We start from the raw sequence: 18125 nt of genomic DNA, 5'->3' as shown, positions 1-18125 counted from the left end.
ATCACCCTGCCGGTACGATGCGTGATATTTACTCGTTTGGAGGGTTAGAAAGAGTGTACTGAGCGCTTGGGTCGTTCTGGGTCAGGTCGCAGCCGTTGTCACCCAGCCAGTAAGGCTCAATATTTTCCCAAGTTTCGGGGAAGGATATCTCGTGATTCTCATCCACTTGCGCCAGAAAGATATTGTGAGACATGTGCTGGCTCTTAGGATCTAGGCAGACGGTGCCTGAAGGGCCATCGAAACAGACATCTCCCTCCGCAATAACGTCGCGAAGGTCTTCTTTATCGGTTGAGCCGTCAGCACGCTCAACCATCTGCTTATAAAGGTACATCGCGATATACGAGTTAGCCGCTTCCTGGTTCACATAGGGCGTATCGGGGAAGCGCTCATAGAACTTCTCAACGAACTCATTTGCTTCAGGGGTATCGACTTCTTCAATAAAGTTCGTCGTCACGAACATGTTTTCAAGGCTTGGCGGCGCAAAGCGCTTATGCTCGTAGCCCTGCCCAACATTTACCGATGAGGCCATGGGAAGCCCCAGGCCGGTAGATGCTGCCTGCTCGTAATAAGACGCCTGATTGGAACCGACCAGTAGGGTGACGACGAAGTCCGGGGACTCACCCTGGATATTTTGGATGGTTTGCGAGAACTGGGAAACATCCAGAGGGATGAACTCCTCACCCACGATTTCACCACCTTCCTCTTCTACTATCTGTCGTACCCATTCCGCCGAAATCTGACCAAAGTTATAGTCTGCAGCGATCGTATAGACGTTTGGTCCGTACTTTTCTATCATCCAAGGTATCAGCGTCGAGAACTGCTGTTCAGGAACTGCGCCAGTGACGATCATGTTGGCGTCACACACGCCGCCTTCATACTGATTGTTATAAAACGCCAACCCATCAAATTGGTTAACAATCGGTCGATACGCTTCTCGTGATGACGAAGCAAAACCCGCGAAGACGGTATCTACTTGATCACGCTGGAGTACCCGTCGCATCAACTCTTGGTAACGACGATCATCAGACTGAGTATCGTAAATAACAAGTTCCACTTCGCGACCAGCGATACCGCCCGCCTCATTTATTTCTTCAGCCGCTAACTCAATAGCATTCACTTTCGCCTGCGTCACCGCTGCAAAGTTGCCAGACTGATCTTCAAGCACACCGATCTGGATAGGATCATTCGCTGAAGCGCTGGTCACTAACGAGCCCGCTAACAACGTTGACAAGGTTGCCGTTCTCTGAATTGTTGAGTATTTCATTTGTATACCCCTGATGTAGTTTTACTTTTACTTCCTCGCCGTCCGGCAGCAACACAACTCCCTAATCACCTCTCCATAAAATGAGAGACGACCTTTTGCTCTTGAAGCCTGTCTACCTATACCGCTTCGATTAACCTCAATAAACGTGCTACGAATAATGGTTTAACCGGGATTCCCTAAGACGATGAATGGCATCAGCCTCTTCCTTTAGTACCACCACTGCGATCTCACCCGAGACGATCATTGCAGCGAAATCCTCAAGGGACAGGCGTCGGCTCATGCTCGCCGAACGCAACAGTGCAAAGGCGTCATTGACCGAAATTCCCATATCTTCAATGAGCTTGATCGCCGCCGTGCATACGACTTGGCGGGCACGAACCTGCTGCTCCAAACGGTGGAGTTTTTGCTCCGTCTCATAGCACTGATTAAATGTTTGGTAAGCAATAATAAGGCTCGCGAGAATGCCGCCCTTACGTAGCGGTTTGGTGAGATAGCCAGACACTTGGCGCTCGATGAACCAATTAACCGAGCTCGGTGCATCTGAACCGATAAGTGCAATCGCCGGCCCCTGCACGCGATCTATCATGTGCGTGATGTCGCTAAACTGGCGTCCCAACTCATCGTCGAAAAACACCAGATCAAACGGCCTATCAGACACAGCCTCATCCTGGTTTTCATGAACAACTGGCGTGACGCCAAGCTCCACAAGGAACTGAGTCAGCACCTCTCGATCTCTTTCAGCGGCACACACAATCAATGCACGATGGCCCCTGAAATTGCGTCGTGTGGTAAGCGTCATCGCACGATCCTCAAGCCAATATTGTTTTGAGCAATGGGCGTTTCCGTGTGAGCAGAGCTTTCACCACATGCTTCAGCCCAAACGAGATAAGGATCCGGGCGAACGGGGGCGTTTGCTTCGGAGATCACCTTAAACGTCGCATCTTCGCGGGAGATTCCTAGCCGGACGGTCAAATAACTGTGATTGCTCTCAGGATCGACATAGATCTTTCCCTGAGGTGCTTGGAAGGACGTTCCATGCAGCGCTTTTTTCACCCGGTCGATATCAACGGAATCGGCGCCAGCCAAGGCAAGGGCAAGTAAGTGAACGGTGTTGTAGGACGCCTCTGCATCTGCACTAGGCAAGGCATCATGTCCGTAGCGTTGGCGGTAGCTAGCGACAAACTGCTTGTTAACTTCTGTCTCGATAGTGGAGAAGTAAACGCTGGATGCTAAATGCCCAGCACACGCCTGCGGACCAATTTGAGCAAGTTCGGGTTCGCAAAGCGTGCAGCTGCCTACCACCGTTTTTTGAAGGGCGGCGTTCTCATCGCGCGCCTTGGCCAACGCGCGGTAGAATGCATAGCTAGACTCACCGATCAGCATGTTCATAATGAAGGCAGGCCGCTTTTCGTGAATCTCTTCGATGATACGCGCCACATCCAGGTCACCGACCTGCAGGTAACGCTCAGCGATCATCTTCCCGCCATGCGCCTTAGTCAGCTCTCTGATAATTCGGCCATTTTCCCAGGCCCAGACATAGTTAGAGCCCACGAAGTAAACATCGCGAGTGATATGCTCAAGCACATGGTCCATCAGCGGCAAAACATGCTGGTTCTGAACGGCGCCTGTATAAATAACGTTATTATTGGTCTCAAAACCTTCGTAGTGAGACGGATACCACAGCAAGCCATCGTATTTTTCAAAAATCGGTATGACTTCTTTGCGGCTTGAAGACGTATAGCAACCAATCACGTGCTTTACGCCCTCATGGCGTAGCAAACTCCGCACGTGATTGCTGTAGGCAGCGGTGTCACCGGCCGGATCGCATTCTATAGGTACAAGTTCAAAGGGGAATCGTGTGCCCTGGTTGACCTCTTCAAGCGCCAGCATCGCCCCATCGCGCATTGACCGGCCAACAGTGGCGTATGGCCCTTGAGTAGAGAAGAGTATGCCAACCGGGATACGACTGTTCATTGACTCACCGTCCTATTTCCAGACATAAAAAAAGGGCTCACAGCGCTACCTGACGGTAACGATGGGAGCCCTATTGCTCTGTGCCCTTTCGGTGTATGCCGACGCACAATATGTCAAATACTAAAACTTAGATTGTGACCCCTAATCGACTTTGTCAACTCATTGACGCTATTCTTAAGTCGAAGGCCATAACCACTAAACAAATGTAAATAATTTAAAGCAACAAGCGTGCCAATTACACAAAACTCCACAATAGCGGCTTTGAAACACGTTTAGTGTAGGTGTGGCGCCTCTTTTTGATACATGCAAAAGAATTTATGCTGTAAAAAGGTGCGTTCAGGCTTTCCATGCTTGCACAACCATGCAAACCAGGGAGCCAGAAAAATCAGTTGTCGGCGAGATCGTAAGAGCACAACTTACTCTGTAATCCTAAAAAACCGCCCTAACAGACAAAGGGTGAAGGGCTTGTAGAATCTACTGAAAGCCACCGACTTATCAGGTGATTTTGACTACTTAGAAACGGTTTGCAGCAACGAAAAAAGCAGGCAGAATGGGTCTTGAGAGAAACGGTACACACTACGGTACGCAGATGCAGAATTTGGGGAAGGAAACAAAAAAGGCCGCCGATGAAGGCAGCCTTTTTAAGTCTCTAACATGTTGCTTTTAACCATCTTTTGATGGTGCCGACACCAGGAGTCGAACCCGGGACCTACTGATTACAAGTCAGTTGCTCTACCAACTGAGCTATGTCGGCGCTTCACGTTTTCTTGAGAAAATGATTGTTTTGCTGCTAAGCTCTGCAATCAACAAGAAATTTTGTTGGCAATGGCTGGGGTACCAGGATTCGAACCTGGGAATACCGCTACCAAAAAGCGGTGCCTTACCACTTGGCGATACCCCAACTGCGTGGTGGCCAGAGACGGAATCGAACCGCCGACACGGGGATTTTCAATCCCCTGCTCTACCAACTGAGCTATCTGGCCGCTGCCAACGGTGCGTATTAAACTAAAAACACCGCTTTTCGTCAACACCTTTGTGAAACTTTCTTTCGATACCGATGCTTATGGGTATTTCACGCCACTCCCTTGACTAGAGTGGCAGCAACGCTTATGCCTGTGTAGGCGGCACATACCCTTCAGCCTGGTCGGTTTCCTGATTATCCAGGAAGCGCTGCATCTGATCCATAAGGTAGGCCCGCGACTCTGGGTCGAGCATATTGAGATGCTTCTCGTTAATCAGGCGAGTTTGCAGCGCCTGCCAGGCTTCCCACGCAGGCTTGGAGACCGTTGCCTGAATCTCCTGGCCTTGCTTGCCCGGCAAGGGTGGGAATGGCAACGCTTCTAACTCTGTCTGGTACTTGCGGCAAAAAACGGTATTGCTCATAGCATGCTCCTGGTTATGCGATGTTATTCAATGTCCTCTCCCATACGGCTAAGCATGGCCTACGGCTGGGTGAGGGTAAAAGGTGTTAGCTGACTCAGCAACGCTTTGACCGGCGCCGCCAGCCCCAGCGCAGGCGGATCGTTGATGTCGTACCATACGCCGCTTTCACGAATACCGCCCAGCCTATCGCAGGTCACCGGCTGGGGGGTAATCTCTAAGCGAAAATGGCTAAACGTATGATAAAAGCTTGGCGATGCACTGCCGCGCTCAGGATTGACCGCGTGATCCTCTAGCCAGTCGTTAAGTTCGCCATGCTTATCAAACTGCGGCAAGCTCCATAGCCCGCCCCAAAGGCCACTTGGCGGTCGTTTTTCTAGCCATACCCGGCCCCGTGAGTCGCTCAGCATGAGCATAATGGTCTGTCGTGTGGGCAACGCTTTTTTCGGCTTTGATTCAGGATAGCGCTGTGGCTCGCCCTGGGCATAGGCCAAACAAACGTCATCAAACGGGCAGCTTAAACAGTCAGGCTTGCTGCGTTTACACAGCGTCGCACCAAAATCCATGATCGCTTGAGTGTAGTCGGCTAAGCGCGCGCTGGGCGTGTAATACCCGGCCAGCGCCCAAAGCTTTTGCTCCACCGCCGGCTTGCCCGGCCAGCCGGGCAGCGCATGCAGGCGAGTAAGCGAGCGTTTGACATTGCCATCTAGGATCGCCGCCCGCCGCCCTGTGCTTTGCGCAACGATGGCACCCGCGGTAGAGCGGCCAATGCCGGGCAGCGCCGTTAGGGCATCGACACTTTCGCTAGGTAGTTCTGCGCCGTGCTGCGCTACCGTGAGCTGAGCGGCCTTGTGCAAGTTACGTGCACGGGCGTAATAACCTAGCCCGGTCCATAAGTGCAGCACCTCATCTTGCGGCGCGCTGGCAAGCGCCTCCAAGGTCGGAAAGCGCACCATAAAGCGCTCAAAGTACGGAATGACGGTCGCAACCTGTGTTTGCTGCAGCATGATTTCCGACACCCATACGCGATAGGCGCTGCGCGGTGACTGCCAGGGCAAGTCGTGGCGGCCATATTGATCGAACCAGTCTAATAGACGACGTTGGAATTCAGCGGCCGTCAGCCGCGGTGCGGGCATATCTGCCATGCACGTTCCTCACACAGAAGTATGTAAACGATCCACGATACTCATAAAAAAGCGCCGGCATTTAGGCCGGCGCAGAATGAACATGCATCGTTACTCAGTTAAATAAATTACGCAGCCCCTCACGAAGCTTCTGGCCCGCTTCTTCGCCAAGGCGCTCGTCTAGCTGATCCAAAGAATCGCTCAGGCGCTCTTCAATCTCTTCATCCACACGATCACCGGCTTCGTTACGTAGCAGGTCGACAACGGCCGTCTGGAATACCTCTCGGTCGAAGCGGCACCACTCGCTGCGTTCATCGCTCAGGTTGCCCTCGCAGCGCATGGGTAGCGGCAATTGCGCCAGACGCGGATTAACGCTGCAGGCCGCGTCAGCCGTATCAACCAAGCGTGCGTTGGCGTGCGTATCAAAGGCCAAGCTACTGAGATTAAGCTCGCCGTCGCCCTGAACATTGATACCCGGCAGAGTGATGAGCAGATCATCGCTTTCCACCAGTCCATTGCTAATTTGGAAGGTGCCATCGAACTGCTCGAAGCGGGTATCATCATGCCATTCGCGAACGGTGCCTTCGCCTTCTAGCTGAGCGACCAGCTCACACATTTGCTGTGAAATATTGGTCTCTAAGATCGCCCCGTCATTTAGGCGCGCCGTCAGCTGGCCATTCAAGTTGCTCTTCAGCGCTTCCCGGGTGTTGCCAAGGCTGGTGAGTTCGCCAGACAAATCAAAACGACCGCGTAGTGGTGACGTTTTTTCACTCATCGCCTCAATCAGCGGCGCTACTTGCACGTTGCTAATCGTTGGCGAGAATGCCCATTCAAGCACAGACTCAGAGGCATCCACCTGGCCGGTAGCGTTGAGCTTACCTTCATAGAAGCCGGATTCAAACGCTGTTAGGCGGTGGACGCCATCATCTCCGCGCAGCTGCAAACTAGGCTTATTGAACGTCAGCCCAGCGAAAATCAGAGTATCAATACTCAGATCACCTTCTAGCGCCAACCCTTCAAGCACGGATTGCGGGAGCAGCGAATCACTGCTTTGAGCAAAAGCGCTGCGCAGCAAGCCGCGGCTTGCTTGCTCAGCCGTGGCCTCGCCGGGCAAATAGCGGTCAAGCGACAGCTGATCACCTGCCAAATCAAACGCCAGACGTGAGCCGTCTAACGCCGCCGATAGCTCTCCAGTAAAGGTGCTATCGTCGATGACTAATGAAAGCCTGGGCAGCGAGAACTGCTCGGCATCGCCTTCGATAGGGCTGGTCATTGCCACATCACTGAGCGCGGCTTCACCCGCGGTAGTGAGAGTAATGCCCGCGCGTGCTAGCCAGGGGCGCAGCGTGAATGGCGCTGCGGTTAGCTGCCCACGGTAGTTTGGCGCGTCAAGCATCTGTTCAATATTAAGATGGCCGCTCACTCGTAACCCATCAGGGCCCGTGAGCTGGAGATCCTTAAACTGAACGGTCTGCGCTTGCCAGTCGCCTTCCAAGCCAAAGGCAAGTGCCAGCGCCAGGCTGCCCTGCCAGCTGCCTGCATTGCGCAAACCCGCTTCCAGTAGCCCTTCTTTAATCGACAGCTGCTGTTCACCCATACGCGCCACCATTTCGGCGGCTTTCAAACTAAGCTGCTGCGGCTCGTTGTCAGTTTTTGTACTGGTACGCGTCGTTAATGACATGTTTTCGAGTACAAAAAGCTCTTCCTCTAAACCGAGCCGCATGCGCGTTTCAAGATTGATGTCACTGGTAATATCCGGAGCGCGCTCCAATACCTCGGCATCCAGGCGGTTGTGCTTAGTCAAGGTGAACATGGCTTTCAGTGGGAAAGCACGCACCGGATTAACATTGCTACCTGATATATTCAGTTGTTGCAGCCGCCACAGCGCTTGGGTTTGCTCATCACGAAAACGTATATCGGCATTTTTCACTTCCACGCTCGCAATGTTTAGCACTACCGTCAAGCTACCGGCGTCGGCATTAGGGCCCGCGCTGGCAGGCGCCAGCACCGTTTCAGCGGCATCGTTTGTCTGTTCGGACAAGCGATCGACCAACGGTTCCCAATTGCCTTCACCTTCAGCATCACGCTCTAAATTGAGTCGCATGCCGTCCAATGTCAGCCCATCAACGGCAATCTCGCCGCGTAGCAACGGGGCAAAGGCAACGCTCACTTCAGCGCGGTTAATCGCAGCAAACGCGGCACTGTCTTGATCTTGCTCAGGTAGCCACGCGCGCGCCTGCTCTACGCTGACCCCAATACGCGGATAGAACGACCAATTAATCGGGCCTTCCAACACCAAGTTCAGTCCCGTTTGCTCTTTTACAACGGCAGTTAAGCGCGGCTTGAAATCTTCTGGATCTAAAAAGGTGGTCACGTAGACCACCGCAGCGACCGCCACGATGGCAAGAATGCCGACGGCCGCTAGCAAAATACGTAATAACTGTTTCATTACCCTTTCCCTTGTGGGTCTAACTCAACAAAATCGCTGGTGGCGGGCATCCCCGCCGGAGTCATTGGATTGGACATGGGCCGATAACCTAACTTGGAAAGCAGCACACGGTCCGCCAGTGGCAATGAGGAGGTTTCAATACGCAATACGCGCCCTTCTTGTTTGGCTTGCTCACCCAGCAGTGCCATTAAACGCGAACCAACCCCACGGCGGCGAGTGGTTGTACGCACGCAGAGCTCAGATAGCCACCAAGCACGGTCGGTGCCCTCCTGTATCGCGACGGCTCCCAGCAGCCGATCATTGAAAAGCGCGCAGGCAAAAAAGTGCCGGCCGTTAAAATGTGCATCGATAAACGGCTCCACCGTTGGAGTAGGAATGCGCTCTTGAGGCGCGTCCTGGTAAATGCGCACTAGATCAAGGCGCACCTGTTCATCGGCTTCCCAACGGGCCTGGTCGACGTGGTGCAGTGTCACCGGCATGATGAAATCCTCTTCGCCAAAGCAGTCTTGCTGCTATTTTTCTATCATTGATAACGGCTACATTGCGCGCATTGTAGCGGATGAGGGCGTCGATTCACTATAATGGTCGCTTCGCCAGAGGTCATGCCCTGATCAAATGGTGGTAAGTTGATGCAAAACCATCGACCATTCTTTAGGATCACCCCTTAGGATCGTTCCTCAGGGCTCCCCTCAGAGTGCGCTTCAGCCTAGGAGATGCAACATGTCAGCGCGTATTGCCACGGTTAGCCGTGACACCAACGAAACGCAGATCAAGGTCAGCGTCAACCTCGACGGTGAAGGCCGCCTTAGCTGCCAAACCGGTGTTCCGTTTCTGGATCATATGCTTGATCAAGTTGCCCGCCACGGAATGATCGATCTCGACATCAATGCCACCGGCGACCTACATATTGACGACCACCATACCGTAGAAGACCTGGGCATTACGCTAGGCCAAGCTTTCTTTGAAGCCATTGGCGATAAGCGCGGCATCTACCGTTACGGACATGCCTATGTGCCTTTGGACGAAGCGCTTTCGCGCGTGGTGATCGATTTTTCCGGACGCCCCGGCCTCTTTATGAACGTTGATTTTACTCGCGGTACCATCGGCAGCATGGACACTCAGCTTTTCTGGGAGTTTTTCCAAGGCTTCGCCAACCATGCCCGCGTGACGCTGCATATCGACAACATTAAAGGCTTTAATGCTCACCATCAGGCTGAAACTATTTTCAAAGCCTTCGGGCGGGCGCTGCGCATGGCGGTGGCAGAAGATCCTCGCATGGCCGGGCAAATGCCCTCAACCAAAGGGAGCTTGTAATGCTTTTCTTCGCCACTAGCGCCTCCCCCTTTACTTTCACAAGGAGCGCTTCATGACCATTGCGGTGATCGACTATGGAATGGGCAACCTGCATTCCGTAGCCAAAGCGCTGGAACACGTGACGCATGAAAATGTTGTCATTACTCGTGACCCGCGGCGCATTCTGGGCGCGACGCGCCTAGTGCTACCGGGCCAAGGGGCTATTCGCGACTGCGTTGGCGAACTTGAGCGCACCGATTTACGCGGGCTGGTGGATGAAATTTTAACACGCCAAGATAAACCGCTGCTGGGTATTTGCGTGGGTCAACAAATGCTGCTGGAGCGTAGCGAAGAAAACGGCGGCGTGGCATGTCTTGGGTTCTTTAAAGGTAGCGTAGACCGCTTTCCTAGCGATATGCGCGATACCCACGAGCAGCGCTTAAAAGTCCCTCATATGGGCTGGAATGTTGTCGAGCAGCATCACGATCACCCGCTGTGGGCAGGCATTGATAACCGTGAACATTTCTATTTCGTGCACAGCTACTATGTTAATGTCGATGACGATACTCAGGTGTTTGGTACGACTCAATATGGCAAGGTAAGCGCCCACGTCGCCATTGGCCGTGATGCTACCTTCGCGGTGCAATTTCATCCCGAAAAAAGCTCCCGCGCCGGCCTTCGCCTACTCGAAAATTTCGTTACCTGGACGCCCTGAGAGGATTGTTTATGTTAGTCATTCCCGCGATTGATCTCAAAGACGGCCAGTGTGTACGGCTGAAACAAGGCCGCATGGAAGACGCTACTTCCTACGGCGATGACCCGGTAGCGATGGCGGCACGCTGGGTAGACGCCGGCGCACGCCGGCTACATCTGGTGGATTTAAACGGCGCCTTTGAAGGCAAGCCGGTAAATGGCGGCGCCGTTACCGCTATCGCCCGCGCCTATCCCAACCTGCCGATTCAAATTGGCGGCGGCATCCGCAGTGCAGAAACGATTGAGCACTACCTAAGCGCCGGCGTCGCCTACGTCATTATCGGCACCAAGGCGGTGAAAGAGCCTGCATTTGTAAGCGAAATGTGCCGTGCATTCCCAGGCCATGTGATTGTTGGACTAGACGCTAAAGACGGCTATGTCGCCACCGACGGCTGGGCAGAAGTGTCGACGATTAAAGCCACCGAATTGGCCAAGCGTTTCGCCAACGATGGCGTATCCAGTATCGTTTACACCGATATTGCCCGCGACGGCATGATGCAGGGCGTCAACGTTGACGCCACCGCGGCCCTGGCTCGCGAAGGCGGCTTACCAGTGATTGCCTCCGGTGGCGTGACCAATCTAGACGACATCAGAGCGCTGTGCGATGTCGCTGACAGCGGCATTTTAGGCGCTATCACCGGCCGTGCCATTTACGAAGGCAGCTTGGATGTTGCGCAAGCACAGCACCTGAGCGATCAGCTGACGGGAGGCCGTTCATGAGCCTCACCAAACGTATTATCCCCTGTCTGGATGTAGACGCCGGGCGAGTGGTTAAAGGTGTTAATTTTGTCGGTATTCGTGATGCCGGCGATCCAGTGGAGATTGCCCAGCGCTACAACCAGCAAGGTGCTGACGAAATCACTTTCCTGGACATTACCGCCAGCCACGAAGACCGCGACACCACGGTTGAAATGGTGGAGCGCATTGCGGGCGAGGTTTTTATTCCGTTAACCGTGGGCGGTGGGATTCGCACCTGTGACGACATTCGCACCATGCTTAACGCCGGGGCGGATAAAGTCTCGATCAATACCGCAGCGGTCACCAACCCCGACTTCGTGCGCGAAGCCGCGGAACGTTTTGGTAGCCAGTGTATTGTCGTCGCCATCGATGCCAAGCGAGTATCAGCCGAGGGCGAAACGCCGCGCTGGGAAATTTTTACCCATGGTGGGCGTCGCTCAACGGGACTCGACGCCATTGAATGGGCGAAGAAGATGGTGGAATTCGGCGCTGGCGAACTGCTGCTTACCAGCATGGATCGCGATGGCACCAAGGTTGGCTTTGATCTAGGCGTCACTCACGCGATTGCCGAAGCAGTGAGCGTTCCTGTGGTTGCTTCAGGCGGTGTTGGCAACCTGGATCACTTCGTGGACGGCGTGCTGAAAGGCGGTGCCGATGCGGTGCTGGCCGCCAGTATTTTCCACTTCGGCGAGTACACGATCCCTGAAGCAAAACGCTACATGGCGGAGCGCGGCATTGAAATGCGCCTTTAAGATGCCTCTTTTCAGCCAGGGGCGGCGAATGCGCCGAGCATACCCATGGATGGGGTGGCTAGCGGGCATCGCGCTGAGCACGCCCGCTGCCGCGTTTTCGCTGCCAGACTGGCCGCCTGCGCTGGAGTGGGATCACACGCTGGTACAAACCAGCCTGTATACCCGGCACTTCAACCCAGATCCTGAGCATAATAATCATCAGAATCTGATTAGCATTGAACTGCACAACCCAGACCGTTGGCTGACGGGTGCGGCATGGTTTAAGAACTCATATGAGCAGCCCACGTGGTATTTCTACGCGGGCCGCGAGTTTCCTGTTTGGCAGTTTAGCCAGGGCTTGAACGTGCGCGCCAAAATAACGGGCGGGCTTTTACACGGCTACAAAGGCGAGTATCGCGATAAAATCCCGCTCAATCACCTGGAAGTGGCACCGGCCGTCTTGCCCAGTATTGGCGTGCAGTGGGGGCGGTTTGAGTCCGATCTCATTATATTTGGAACCGCCGGAATGATGGTCACCGCAGGCGTGCGTTTTTAGCTGCTATTCATCACCCTCATCAAGCGTTAAACCCAAGTTACTGATACCGCCATTGCGGCCCAGCTGACGCACCTCTTTCAGCGCTGCTTTATCCAGCGGTTCGCTGACCGCTTCCAGCACGGCATCTTGGAAGTCATTTTCATCGTCCATCAGCGGATGATCACGAATAATCAGCGCCAACGCCTGAGCATCTTCTTCACCTTCCGTGAGCTCGATAAAGGCACGCACGCCCGCACGCGAAGTACGGCTCACATCTAGCACTGCCTCTGGAGAGTCGCCCTGCAGCGTATCAAGCAATGCTGAAAGCGACACTACCGCGTCTAGCGCACGGCGTGCACCAAAGCTGTCGTCGCCTTCAGGCGGTTCACACTCGGCTAACTTTTCCGCTTGACGGGCAAAATCGATACTGGCGCTAGGCACGCTCAGCCGCTCCCAAACCAAGCTCAGCACCACGCTAAGCGTGTGACCGTCGCCCTGCCCAGTGGTTTGCTCATAGAGGGCGTAGTTGGGCAACAAGCGTTCGCAAAGCGCCGCCATAAAGGCCTGCTGGGCGGGTAACGAAAGTTCTTGTAGTCGTTGATAAAATCCTATGGGTTTAGGCGCCATGCGGAGTTCCTAAAGCTTCTTCTACGAAGTATTGGTGAAAAGTAGTGGGTGCGTTATGGTCATCAGATGATGGAACGGTCGGCGAGGAGATTACCATGCATATTCATCTGCTACAGCACGGCCCTGACCATGGCCCCGCCCGTTTAACGGATTGGTTAGCCAGTATGGGCCATAGTTACAGCACTTTTCATCTCTATGCGGATGAATTAACCCCACGCCATAATGAAGCTGACGCACTCATAGTACTTGATGGGCCCGAGGAGCTACTCAGCCAACCTCCACGCTGGCTCAAAGCTGAAGATAAACTAATCAATCGCTACCTAAATGGCCAAAAGCCGCTACTGGGCATTGGCTTGGGCGCCCATTGGCTAGCGCGTGCGCTGGGAGCAGTGGTCGCACCTGGAACCTATGCCGAGGCTGGCTGGCACACCGTGACGCTGGCGCCTGAAAGCACGTTCGATTTGCCAGAGACGTTTAGCGCTTTCATGTGGCATCGCTTAGTTTTCAGCCTGCCGGATGAAGCCATTGCGCTCGGCGGTAGCGAAGCAGCGCCGCTACAGGGGTTTGCTTGGGACAGAGGCCGCGTCATGGGTCTGCTATGCCATCTAGAAGCCACTCCCGCTAGCGTCAATCTGCTACTGAGCAATACTCAGCGCCCTCACTCAACATCTAAAACCGGCGACCGCTATGCCCAGGATGATGTACAAATCACTGAAAACGCTGACCGTTTTATTCAGCTAGCGCCGCTACTGGATCGATTAATGACGCAGTGGCTTACAGCGGCATAATTGACCAGGCACGCCGCTAGCGGCCCCAGTCGCTGACATGAATTTCTGCCGGGGAGATGAATGTCACCCAATCACCTCAATGCTCACCTTAGCGCTTCGCGAGGCCATAACGCCAAATGACTGTAAATCCAAGCCGTACTCTCGGCCAATGCGCATCACATCATCCTCCCAGGCAGGGTCAACGCTAATCAGCAGCCCGCCAGAGGTCTGTGGGTCGCATAGCCACTGCCAGTGCACCTCATCCATGGCGGGCAAACTCTCACCCAGGGCTTCGCGATTTTTCAGCGTATCACTCGGCACGGCGCCTTTACGCCGATATGCTTCAGCTCCGGCTAAGCGGGGCAGGCGGCGAAAATCAATGCGCGCCATCACGTTGCTCGCTTGACACATTTCAGAGAGATGGCCGGCTAAGCCAAAGCCGTTGATGTCTGTCATGGCGCTCACTCCTTCGACCTCGGCAAGCTTCACGCCAATACGGTTAGCTTTCAGCATGGTTTCACGGGCCAGGCCATGATGGCCGACTTCCAACCAGCCGCGCTTTTCAGCCGTGGTTAGCATCCCAACGCCCAGCGGCTGAGTTAAAAATAGCAAATCGCCGGGCTTGGCGGTGCTGCTCAGCTTGAGTTTTTTGAGATCAACTAAGCCCTTCACGGCGAGCCCGAAAATTGGCTCGGGCGCGTCAATCGAGTGGCTTCCAGCCAGCGCAACTCCAAGCTCGCGGCAAACCGCCTGAGCCCCCGTCATTACATCGCCTGCGACTTCCGCACTTAATTTATCCAGCGGCCAGCACAGTATGCCCAATGTCATCACCGGCGTGCCGCCCATCGCATAAACGTCGCTTATCGCATTGGTGACAGCGATACGGCCGAAATCAAAAGGGTCATCAACTATGGGCATAAAGAAGTCAGTGGTCGCAATCATTCCGCGTCCATCGCCTAGGTCATACACTGCGGCATCTGCGCGCCCTTGATTGCCAACGATAAGCTGCTTATGGCCCGCCTCTGGCCAGGCCTTGGCTAGCAGGCTGTCCAGCGCGTCGGAAGCAATTTTGCAGCCGGCCCCAGCACCATGGCTATATTGGGTTAAACGAATGGAACTCATCGTGTCTCTCCCTGGCACATTCATAATATCAGACGCTTTAAGGATAGCTCATGCTAGAGCGCGTCTAAGGCGTCACTTAATTTATCCACGGCAATGACCTCCATACCTTTTGGCGCCTGCTTGGGAGCGTTCGCGCGGGGTACAATAGCGCGTAAGAACCCGTGCTTGGCGGCCTCGGCAATGCGCTCTTGGCCGCTTGGCACCGGGCGTATCTCGCCTGACAGCCCCACTTCGCCAAAAACTACTAGCTCTTTTGGCAGCGCCCGATTTTGCAAGCTCGACACCACCGCCAACAGAACGGCTAAATCGGCGCTGGTTTCAAGCACCTTCACACCGCCGACAACGTTTAAGAAGACGTCTTGATCGCCGGTAAACAATCCGCCGTGTCGATTGAGCACCGCCAGCAGCATCGCCAAGCGGTTTTGATCTACGCCCACCGCCACCCGCCTTGGATTACCCAGTGCGGATTCATCAACGAGCGCCTGCACCTCAACTAAAATTGGCCGCGTACCTTCCCACACCACCATTACCAAACTACCCGGCGCCTGCTCTTCCTGGCGGGAAAGAAAAATCGCGCTGGGGTTTTTAACCTCTTTGAGGCCCTGCTCTAGCATCGCGAAGACGCCTAGCTCATTGACAGCGCCAAAGCGGTTTTTCTGGCCGCGTAGGGTGCGAAAGCGTGAGTCTGCGCCGCCCTCTAACAACAGCGAAGCATCAATCATATGCTCAAGCACTTTAGGCCCTGCCAGGGTGCCATCTTTGGTTACGTGCCCAACCAGCAGTAGAACGGTATTGGTTTTTTTGGCGAAGCGTGTCAGCGCGGCAGCAGATTCACGCACCTGCGCAACGCCGCCAGGCGCCGAGCTGATATCTTCCAGGTGCATCGTTTGAATGGAATCAATCACTAGGATTTCGGGTTTTTCACGCTCAGATACCGCCAGAATGGTTTCTACGCTGGTCTCGGCCAGCATTTTCAGTCCGTTGGTAGGCAGCTGCAGGCGATGCGCACGCATCGCTACCTGAGATAGTGACTCTTCCCCGGTAACATACAAAATGCGTCGTTGCTGCGCTAATTTGCAGGCCGTTTGAAGCAGCAGCGTCGACTTCCCTGCCCCAGGATTACCGCCCAGCAGCACCGCCGACCCAGGCACAAGCCCGCCGCCCAATACGCGATCAAACTCCGCAAAAGTGGAACTCATACGTGGCACTTCGCTGAGGTCAACGTTGCCCAGGTCGATTACCTCACGCGAAAGATCTCCCGCGTAGCCTGACCGGCCGGAAGCCGCTCCGCCGCCTGGACGAGCACTCGCCAAGTGCACTTCGCTTAGCGTGTTCCACTCCTGGCAACTGCTGCACTGCCCCTGCCATTTGCGATATTCAGCACCGCATTCGGTACATACAAAGGCGCTTTTGGCTTTGGCCACTGAGATTACGCTCCCATGGTTGCTATGTCTGAGTCGCTTCTGGGCCGTCATATCCGACCCATTCTCTTCAAACTAATCTTTATTTAACAGAGCTTGATTGAGCCAACAGATATATATACAAAAGGCGGCCATCGGCCGCCTTTTGTACTACTGATTAACGCGTTACTGACGCGTTAGCTGCAGCTTCTCACCATTTTCAAAACGGCGACGCTCAGGATCGATCAACTCCAACGTGCGCTCATCAATGCGCATGAAGTAGTAAATCTGGCCTTCGCCATTCGGCGTTAGCTCGTAAACGGTAGCATCTGGATCAGACGGCGTGCCTGTCAGTACTTCCCAGTTCCCGGCGTAGTTTTCATCCGGCGGTGTTTGGGGATGGTTACGGTAAGTCGCGTTTAGCGTGAACGTGCGTTCTTCAGCGGCGCTCATTTCTTCACCGACCATCGTGACATCCAGGTCAATACCGTCGCAGTTACGGCAAGGCAGTGAGCCTTTGTAGTTAGCCTGCGAGGTAGCAGCCTCTTCCTGCTGCTGTTCCATTTGGCCGCTCGCACAGCCAGCCAGCAGTGCCAACATAGCCGAACCGGCTAGCAAACTCCTGAGTTGCATAGAGTGTCTCCTTAATCTCGTGTTGGACATCACATTTATTTACGCGCACTTGTGACAGCATAACTGCTACAAGGTGCGACGCACACCCCTAGCGATGCGAATGCTTGCGCTTCGTTAGTCTTCAAGCGACCATGGCATACCATCGCTAGGATAATCAGGTTACCGTCATGAGCCAATACTGGAGTCCGGCCGTTCGCGAACTTACGCCTTACGTGCCCGGCGAGCAACCACGCGAGCAGCTGGTGAAGCTCAATACCAATGAAAATCCTTACCCGCCGGCACCCGGCGTTGGTGAAGCTCTGCGTCATTACGCTACCGACCATCTCCGCCTCTATCCTGACCCAACCTCTGCCGATCTTCGCGAAGCGCTGGCGGAGAATTTTCAGGTGACGAGTAGCCAGGTGTTTGTTGGCAATGGCTCTGATGAGGTCCTCGCGTTTGCCTTTCAGGCTTTCTTTTGCCATCAGGCAGCACTTGATGTACCGGCCATCACGTATAGCTTCTATCCTGTGTATGCCAACCTTTACCGCATAGAGCTGCGCAAGCATCCGCTCACGGCGAACTGGGAAGTCGATACAGATGCGCTTGCGGCAAACACAGAGCGCGGCGGCGTTATTTTCGCCAACCCTAATGCGCCGACTGGCCATGCGCACTCTCTAGAGACGATTGAGGCACTGCTTAAGCGCGTGACAGACCGAGTGGTACTCATTGATGAAGCGTACGTCGATTTCGGCGCTGAGAGCGCTGTGACGCTGGTTAATCGCTATCCTAACTTGCTAGTCACAGGGACATTTTCTAAATCTCGCAGCTTGGCGGGCTTACGTTTAGGCTATGCGGTGGGCTCAGAGGCGTTGATCGACGGCCTAGAGCGAGTAAAAGACTCCTTCAACTCGTTCCCCGTGGACAGCTTAGCCAGCGTTGTCGGCATCGCTGCCCTAAAAGACACCGAACACTTCGAGGCATGTCGCGAATATGTCATCACCACGCGAGAGCGTACTCGCCAGCGCCTTGAAGCACTAGGGTTTGAAGTGTTGCCATCGAAAGCTAACTTTGTGCTTGCCCAACATCCGAGCTTTGCAGGTGCTCAGCTGTACGCAGGCCTACGCGAGCGCGGCATTTTGGTGCGTCACTTTAATACCCCAGAGCTCAACAACTTCTTACGGATTACCATCGGCACCGATGATGAAATGGATAGTTTGATTGAGGCGTTACAGGCGATCTGCGCGTAACGCTTTAATTTGTAAATCCTTAACTGGGCGGCGCAAGCCGCCTTTTTTATCGACTGCTTTTCTCGCAAATTAAAAAAAGATGCAAAAAAAATCCCCCGAGGCGTTA

General features: G+C 54.2%; 18 protein-coding genes and 3 tRNA genes. 7 read left to right on the top strand and 14 right to left on the bottom strand.

All coding sequences use genetic code 11. From position 1 onward, the window contains the following. Window positions 1-28: 28 nt before the first annotated feature. From ACT3RP_RS17745 to ACT3RP_RS17700, 10 genes are all read right to left on the bottom strand, one after another. A complete protein-coding gene (locus tag ACT3RP_RS17745; RefSeq protein WP_096278031.1) occupies window positions 29-1264 on the bottom strand; it encodes an urea ABC transporter substrate-binding protein in 1236 nt (411 codons plus the stop codon). Between the two features lie 148 nt (window positions 1265-1412). After that, window positions 1413-2063, bottom strand: a complete 651-nt coding sequence (locus ACT3RP_RS17740; RefSeq protein ID WP_096278029.1) for an ANTAR domain-containing response regulator — start codon at window positions 2061-2063, stop codon at window positions 1413-1415. Then, window positions 2060-3238 carry a transporter substrate-binding domain-containing protein gene (locus ACT3RP_RS17735; RefSeq protein ID WP_096278027.1) on the bottom strand — a complete coding sequence of 393 codons (1179 nt, stop codon included), beginning with the start codon at window positions 3236-3238 and terminating at the stop codon, window positions 2060-2062. Before ACT3RP_RS17735 ends, ACT3RP_RS17740 begins: the two co-directional genes overlap by 4 nt. A 678-nt stretch (window positions 3239-3916) precedes the next feature. Next, window positions 3917-3992: transfer RNA gene (locus ACT3RP_RS17730), tRNA-Thr, on the bottom strand. 72 nt (window positions 3993-4064) lie between these two features. After that, a tRNA-Gln gene (locus ACT3RP_RS17725) sits at window positions 4065-4139 on the bottom strand. 6 nt (window positions 4140-4145) lie between these two features. Further along, a tRNA-Phe gene (locus ACT3RP_RS17720) sits at window positions 4146-4221 on the bottom strand. A gap of 124 nt (window positions 4222-4345) precedes the next feature. Continuing rightward, entirely contained in the window at window positions 4346-4621 is a 276-nt protein-coding gene (locus ACT3RP_RS17715; protein WP_441672555.1) for an oxidative damage protection protein, read from the bottom strand. 59 nt (window positions 4622-4680) lie between these two features. Further along, window positions 4681-5763: an A/G-specific adenine glycosylase gene (mutY, locus tag ACT3RP_RS17710; RefSeq protein WP_441672557.1), complete on the bottom strand. Its 1083-nt coding sequence runs from the start codon at window positions 5761-5763 to the stop codon at window positions 4681-4683. A 94-nt stretch (window positions 5764-5857) separates the two neighbouring features. Then, window positions 5858-8191: an AsmA family protein gene (locus tag ACT3RP_RS17705; RefSeq protein WP_442352163.1), complete on the bottom strand. Its 2334-nt coding sequence runs from the start codon at window positions 8189-8191 to the stop codon at window positions 5858-5860. Beyond that, entirely contained in the window at window positions 8191-8670 is a 480-nt protein-coding gene (locus ACT3RP_RS17700; protein WP_441672561.1) for an acetyl-CoA sensor PanZ family protein, read from the bottom strand. The genes ACT3RP_RS17705 and ACT3RP_RS17700 overlap by 1 nt, the downstream gene beginning before the upstream one ends. Window positions 8671-8911: 241 nt before the next feature. Here ACT3RP_RS17700 and hisB point away from each other — a divergent pair, with 241 nt between their 5' ends. From hisB to ACT3RP_RS17675, 5 genes are read left to right on the top strand one after another with little or no spacing between them, the layout of a single operon-like run. Further along, the gene (gene hisB / locus ACT3RP_RS17695; protein WP_441672563.1) at window positions 8912-9505 is read left to right on the top strand and encodes an imidazoleglycerol-phosphate dehydratase HisB; all 594 of its coding nucleotides are present in this window, start codon (window positions 8912-8914) and stop codon (window positions 9503-9505) included. Between the two features lie 52 nt (window positions 9506-9557). Next, entirely contained in the window at window positions 9558-10199 is a 642-nt protein-coding gene (gene hisH / locus ACT3RP_RS17690; RefSeq protein ID WP_441672565.1) for an imidazole glycerol phosphate synthase subunit HisH, read from the top strand. 11 nt (window positions 10200-10210) lie between these two features. After that, window positions 10211-10957, top strand: coding sequence for a 1-(5-phosphoribosyl)-5-[(5-phosphoribosylamino)methylideneamino]imidazole-4-carboxamide isomerase (gene hisA / locus ACT3RP_RS17685; RefSeq protein ID WP_442346324.1), 747 nt, complete (start codon window positions 10211-10213; stop codon window positions 10955-10957). After that, window positions 10954-11727 (top strand): imidazole glycerol phosphate synthase subunit HisF, encoded by a 774-nt coding sequence (gene hisF, locus ACT3RP_RS17680; protein WP_441672569.1) that lies wholly within the window; start codon window positions 10954-10956, stop codon window positions 11725-11727. The genes hisA and hisF overlap by 4 nt, the downstream gene beginning before the upstream one ends. A 28-nt stretch (window positions 11728-11755) precedes the next feature. After that, on the top strand, window positions 11756-12262 hold the full coding sequence (locus tag ACT3RP_RS17675; protein WP_441672571.1) for a hypothetical protein: 507 nt from the start codon (window positions 11756-11758) through the stop codon (window positions 12260-12262). A gap of 3 nt (window positions 12263-12265) precedes the next feature. On the opposite strand, the gene ACT3RP_RS17670 is transcribed toward ACT3RP_RS17675, so the two are convergent. Then, window positions 12266-12868: a YjaG family protein gene (locus ACT3RP_RS17670; RefSeq protein WP_441672573.1), complete on the bottom strand. Its 603-nt coding sequence runs from the start codon at window positions 12866-12868 to the stop codon at window positions 12266-12268. Window positions 12869-12963: 95 nt separating this feature from the next. On the opposite strand from ACT3RP_RS17670, the gene ACT3RP_RS17665 reads away from it, so the two are divergent. Further along, window positions 12964-13656 (top strand): type 1 glutamine amidotransferase, encoded by a 693-nt coding sequence (locus ACT3RP_RS17665; protein WP_441672575.1) that lies wholly within the window; start codon window positions 12964-12966, stop codon window positions 13654-13656. 63 nt (window positions 13657-13719) lie between these two features. On the opposite strand, the gene selD is transcribed toward ACT3RP_RS17665, so the two are convergent. From selD to ACT3RP_RS17650, 3 genes are all read right to left on the bottom strand, one after another. Next, entirely contained in the window at window positions 13720-14757 is a 1038-nt protein-coding gene (gene selD / locus ACT3RP_RS17660; protein WP_442346322.1) for a selenide, water dikinase SelD, read from the bottom strand. Between the two features lie 53 nt (window positions 14758-14810). Next, complete coding sequence (radA, locus tag ACT3RP_RS17655) at window positions 14811-16181, bottom strand: DNA repair protein RadA (RefSeq protein ID WP_096278001.1); 1371 nt, start codon at window positions 16179-16181, stop codon at window positions 14811-14813. Window positions 16182-16343: 162 nt separating this feature from the next. Beyond that, window positions 16344-16790 carry a copper resistance protein NlpE N-terminal domain-containing protein gene (locus tag ACT3RP_RS17650; RefSeq protein WP_441684134.1) on the bottom strand — a complete coding sequence of 149 codons (447 nt, stop codon included), beginning with the start codon at window positions 16788-16790 and terminating at the stop codon, window positions 16344-16346. A gap of 167 nt (window positions 16791-16957) precedes the next feature. Here ACT3RP_RS17650 and hisC point away from each other — a divergent pair, with 167 nt between their 5' ends. Then, window positions 16958-18019: a histidinol-phosphate transaminase gene (gene hisC, locus ACT3RP_RS17645; protein WP_483394237.1), complete on the top strand. Its 1062-nt coding sequence runs from the start codon at window positions 16958-16960 to the stop codon at window positions 18017-18019. Window positions 18020-18125: the final 106 nt, after the last annotated feature.

Source organism: Halomonas sp. AOP5-B2-8 (assembly GCF_052376475.1).
In the GTDB taxonomy this organism is placed as follows: domain Bacteria; phylum Pseudomonadota; class Gammaproteobacteria; order Pseudomonadales; family Halomonadaceae; genus Vreelandella; species Vreelandella casei.
This window is presented reverse-complemented; position numbering and strand designations above follow the sequence as displayed.

Excerpts from the sequence above, each read along its gene's own strand:
- ACT3RP_RS17745 (WP_096278031.1), bottom strand. The coding sequence starts at position 1,264 with ATGAAATACTCAACAATTCAGAGAACGGCAACCTTGTCAACGTTGTTA.
- ACT3RP_RS17740 (WP_096278029.1), bottom strand. The coding sequence starts at position 2,063 with ATGACGCTTACCACACGACGCAATTTCAGGGGCCATCGTGCATTGATT.
- ACT3RP_RS17735 (WP_096278027.1), bottom strand. The coding sequence starts at position 3,238 with ATGAACAGTCGTATCCCGGTTGGCATACTCTTCTCTACTCAAGGGCCA.
- ACT3RP_RS17715 (WP_441672555.1), bottom strand. The coding sequence starts at position 4,621 with ATGAGCAATACCGTTTTTTGCCGCAAGTACCAGACAGAGTTAGAAGCG.
- mutY (WP_441672557.1), bottom strand. The coding sequence starts at position 5,763 with ATGGCAGATATGCCCGCACCGCGGCTGACGGCCGCTGAATTCCAACGT.
- ACT3RP_RS17705 (WP_442352163.1), bottom strand. The coding sequence starts at position 8,191 with ATGAAACAGTTATTACGTATTTTGCTAGCGGCCGTCGGCATTCTTGCC.
- ACT3RP_RS17700 (WP_441672561.1), bottom strand. The coding sequence starts at position 8,670 with ATGCCGGTGACACTGCACCACGTCGACCAGGCCCGTTGGGAAGCCGAT.
- hisB (WP_441672563.1), top strand. The coding sequence starts at position 8,912 with ATGTCAGCGCGTATTGCCACGGTTAGCCGTGACACCAACGAAACGCAG.
- hisH (WP_441672565.1), top strand. The coding sequence starts at position 9,558 with ATGACCATTGCGGTGATCGACTATGGAATGGGCAACCTGCATTCCGTA.
- hisA (WP_442346324.1), top strand. The coding sequence starts at position 10,211 with ATGTTAGTCATTCCCGCGATTGATCTCAAAGACGGCCAGTGTGTACGG.
- hisF (WP_441672569.1), top strand. The coding sequence starts at position 10,954 with ATGAGCCTCACCAAACGTATTATCCCCTGTCTGGATGTAGACGCCGGG.
- ACT3RP_RS17675 (WP_441672571.1), top strand. The coding sequence starts at position 11,756 with ATGCGCCGAGCATACCCATGGATGGGGTGGCTAGCGGGCATCGCGCTG.
- ACT3RP_RS17670 (WP_441672573.1), bottom strand. The coding sequence starts at position 12,868 with ATGGCGCCTAAACCCATAGGATTTTATCAACGACTACAAGAACTTTCG.
- ACT3RP_RS17665 (WP_441672575.1), top strand. The coding sequence starts at position 12,964 with ATGCATATTCATCTGCTACAGCACGGCCCTGACCATGGCCCCGCCCGT.
- selD (WP_442346322.1), bottom strand. The coding sequence starts at position 14,757 with ATGAGTTCCATTCGTTTAACCCAATATAGCCATGGTGCTGGGGCCGGC.
- ACT3RP_RS17650 (WP_441684134.1), bottom strand. The coding sequence starts at position 16,790 with ATGCAACTCAGGAGTTTGCTAGCCGGTTCGGCTATGTTGGCACTGCTG.
- hisC (WP_483394237.1), top strand. The coding sequence starts at position 16,958 with ATGAGCCAATACTGGAGTCCGGCCGTTCGCGAACTTACGCCTTACGTG.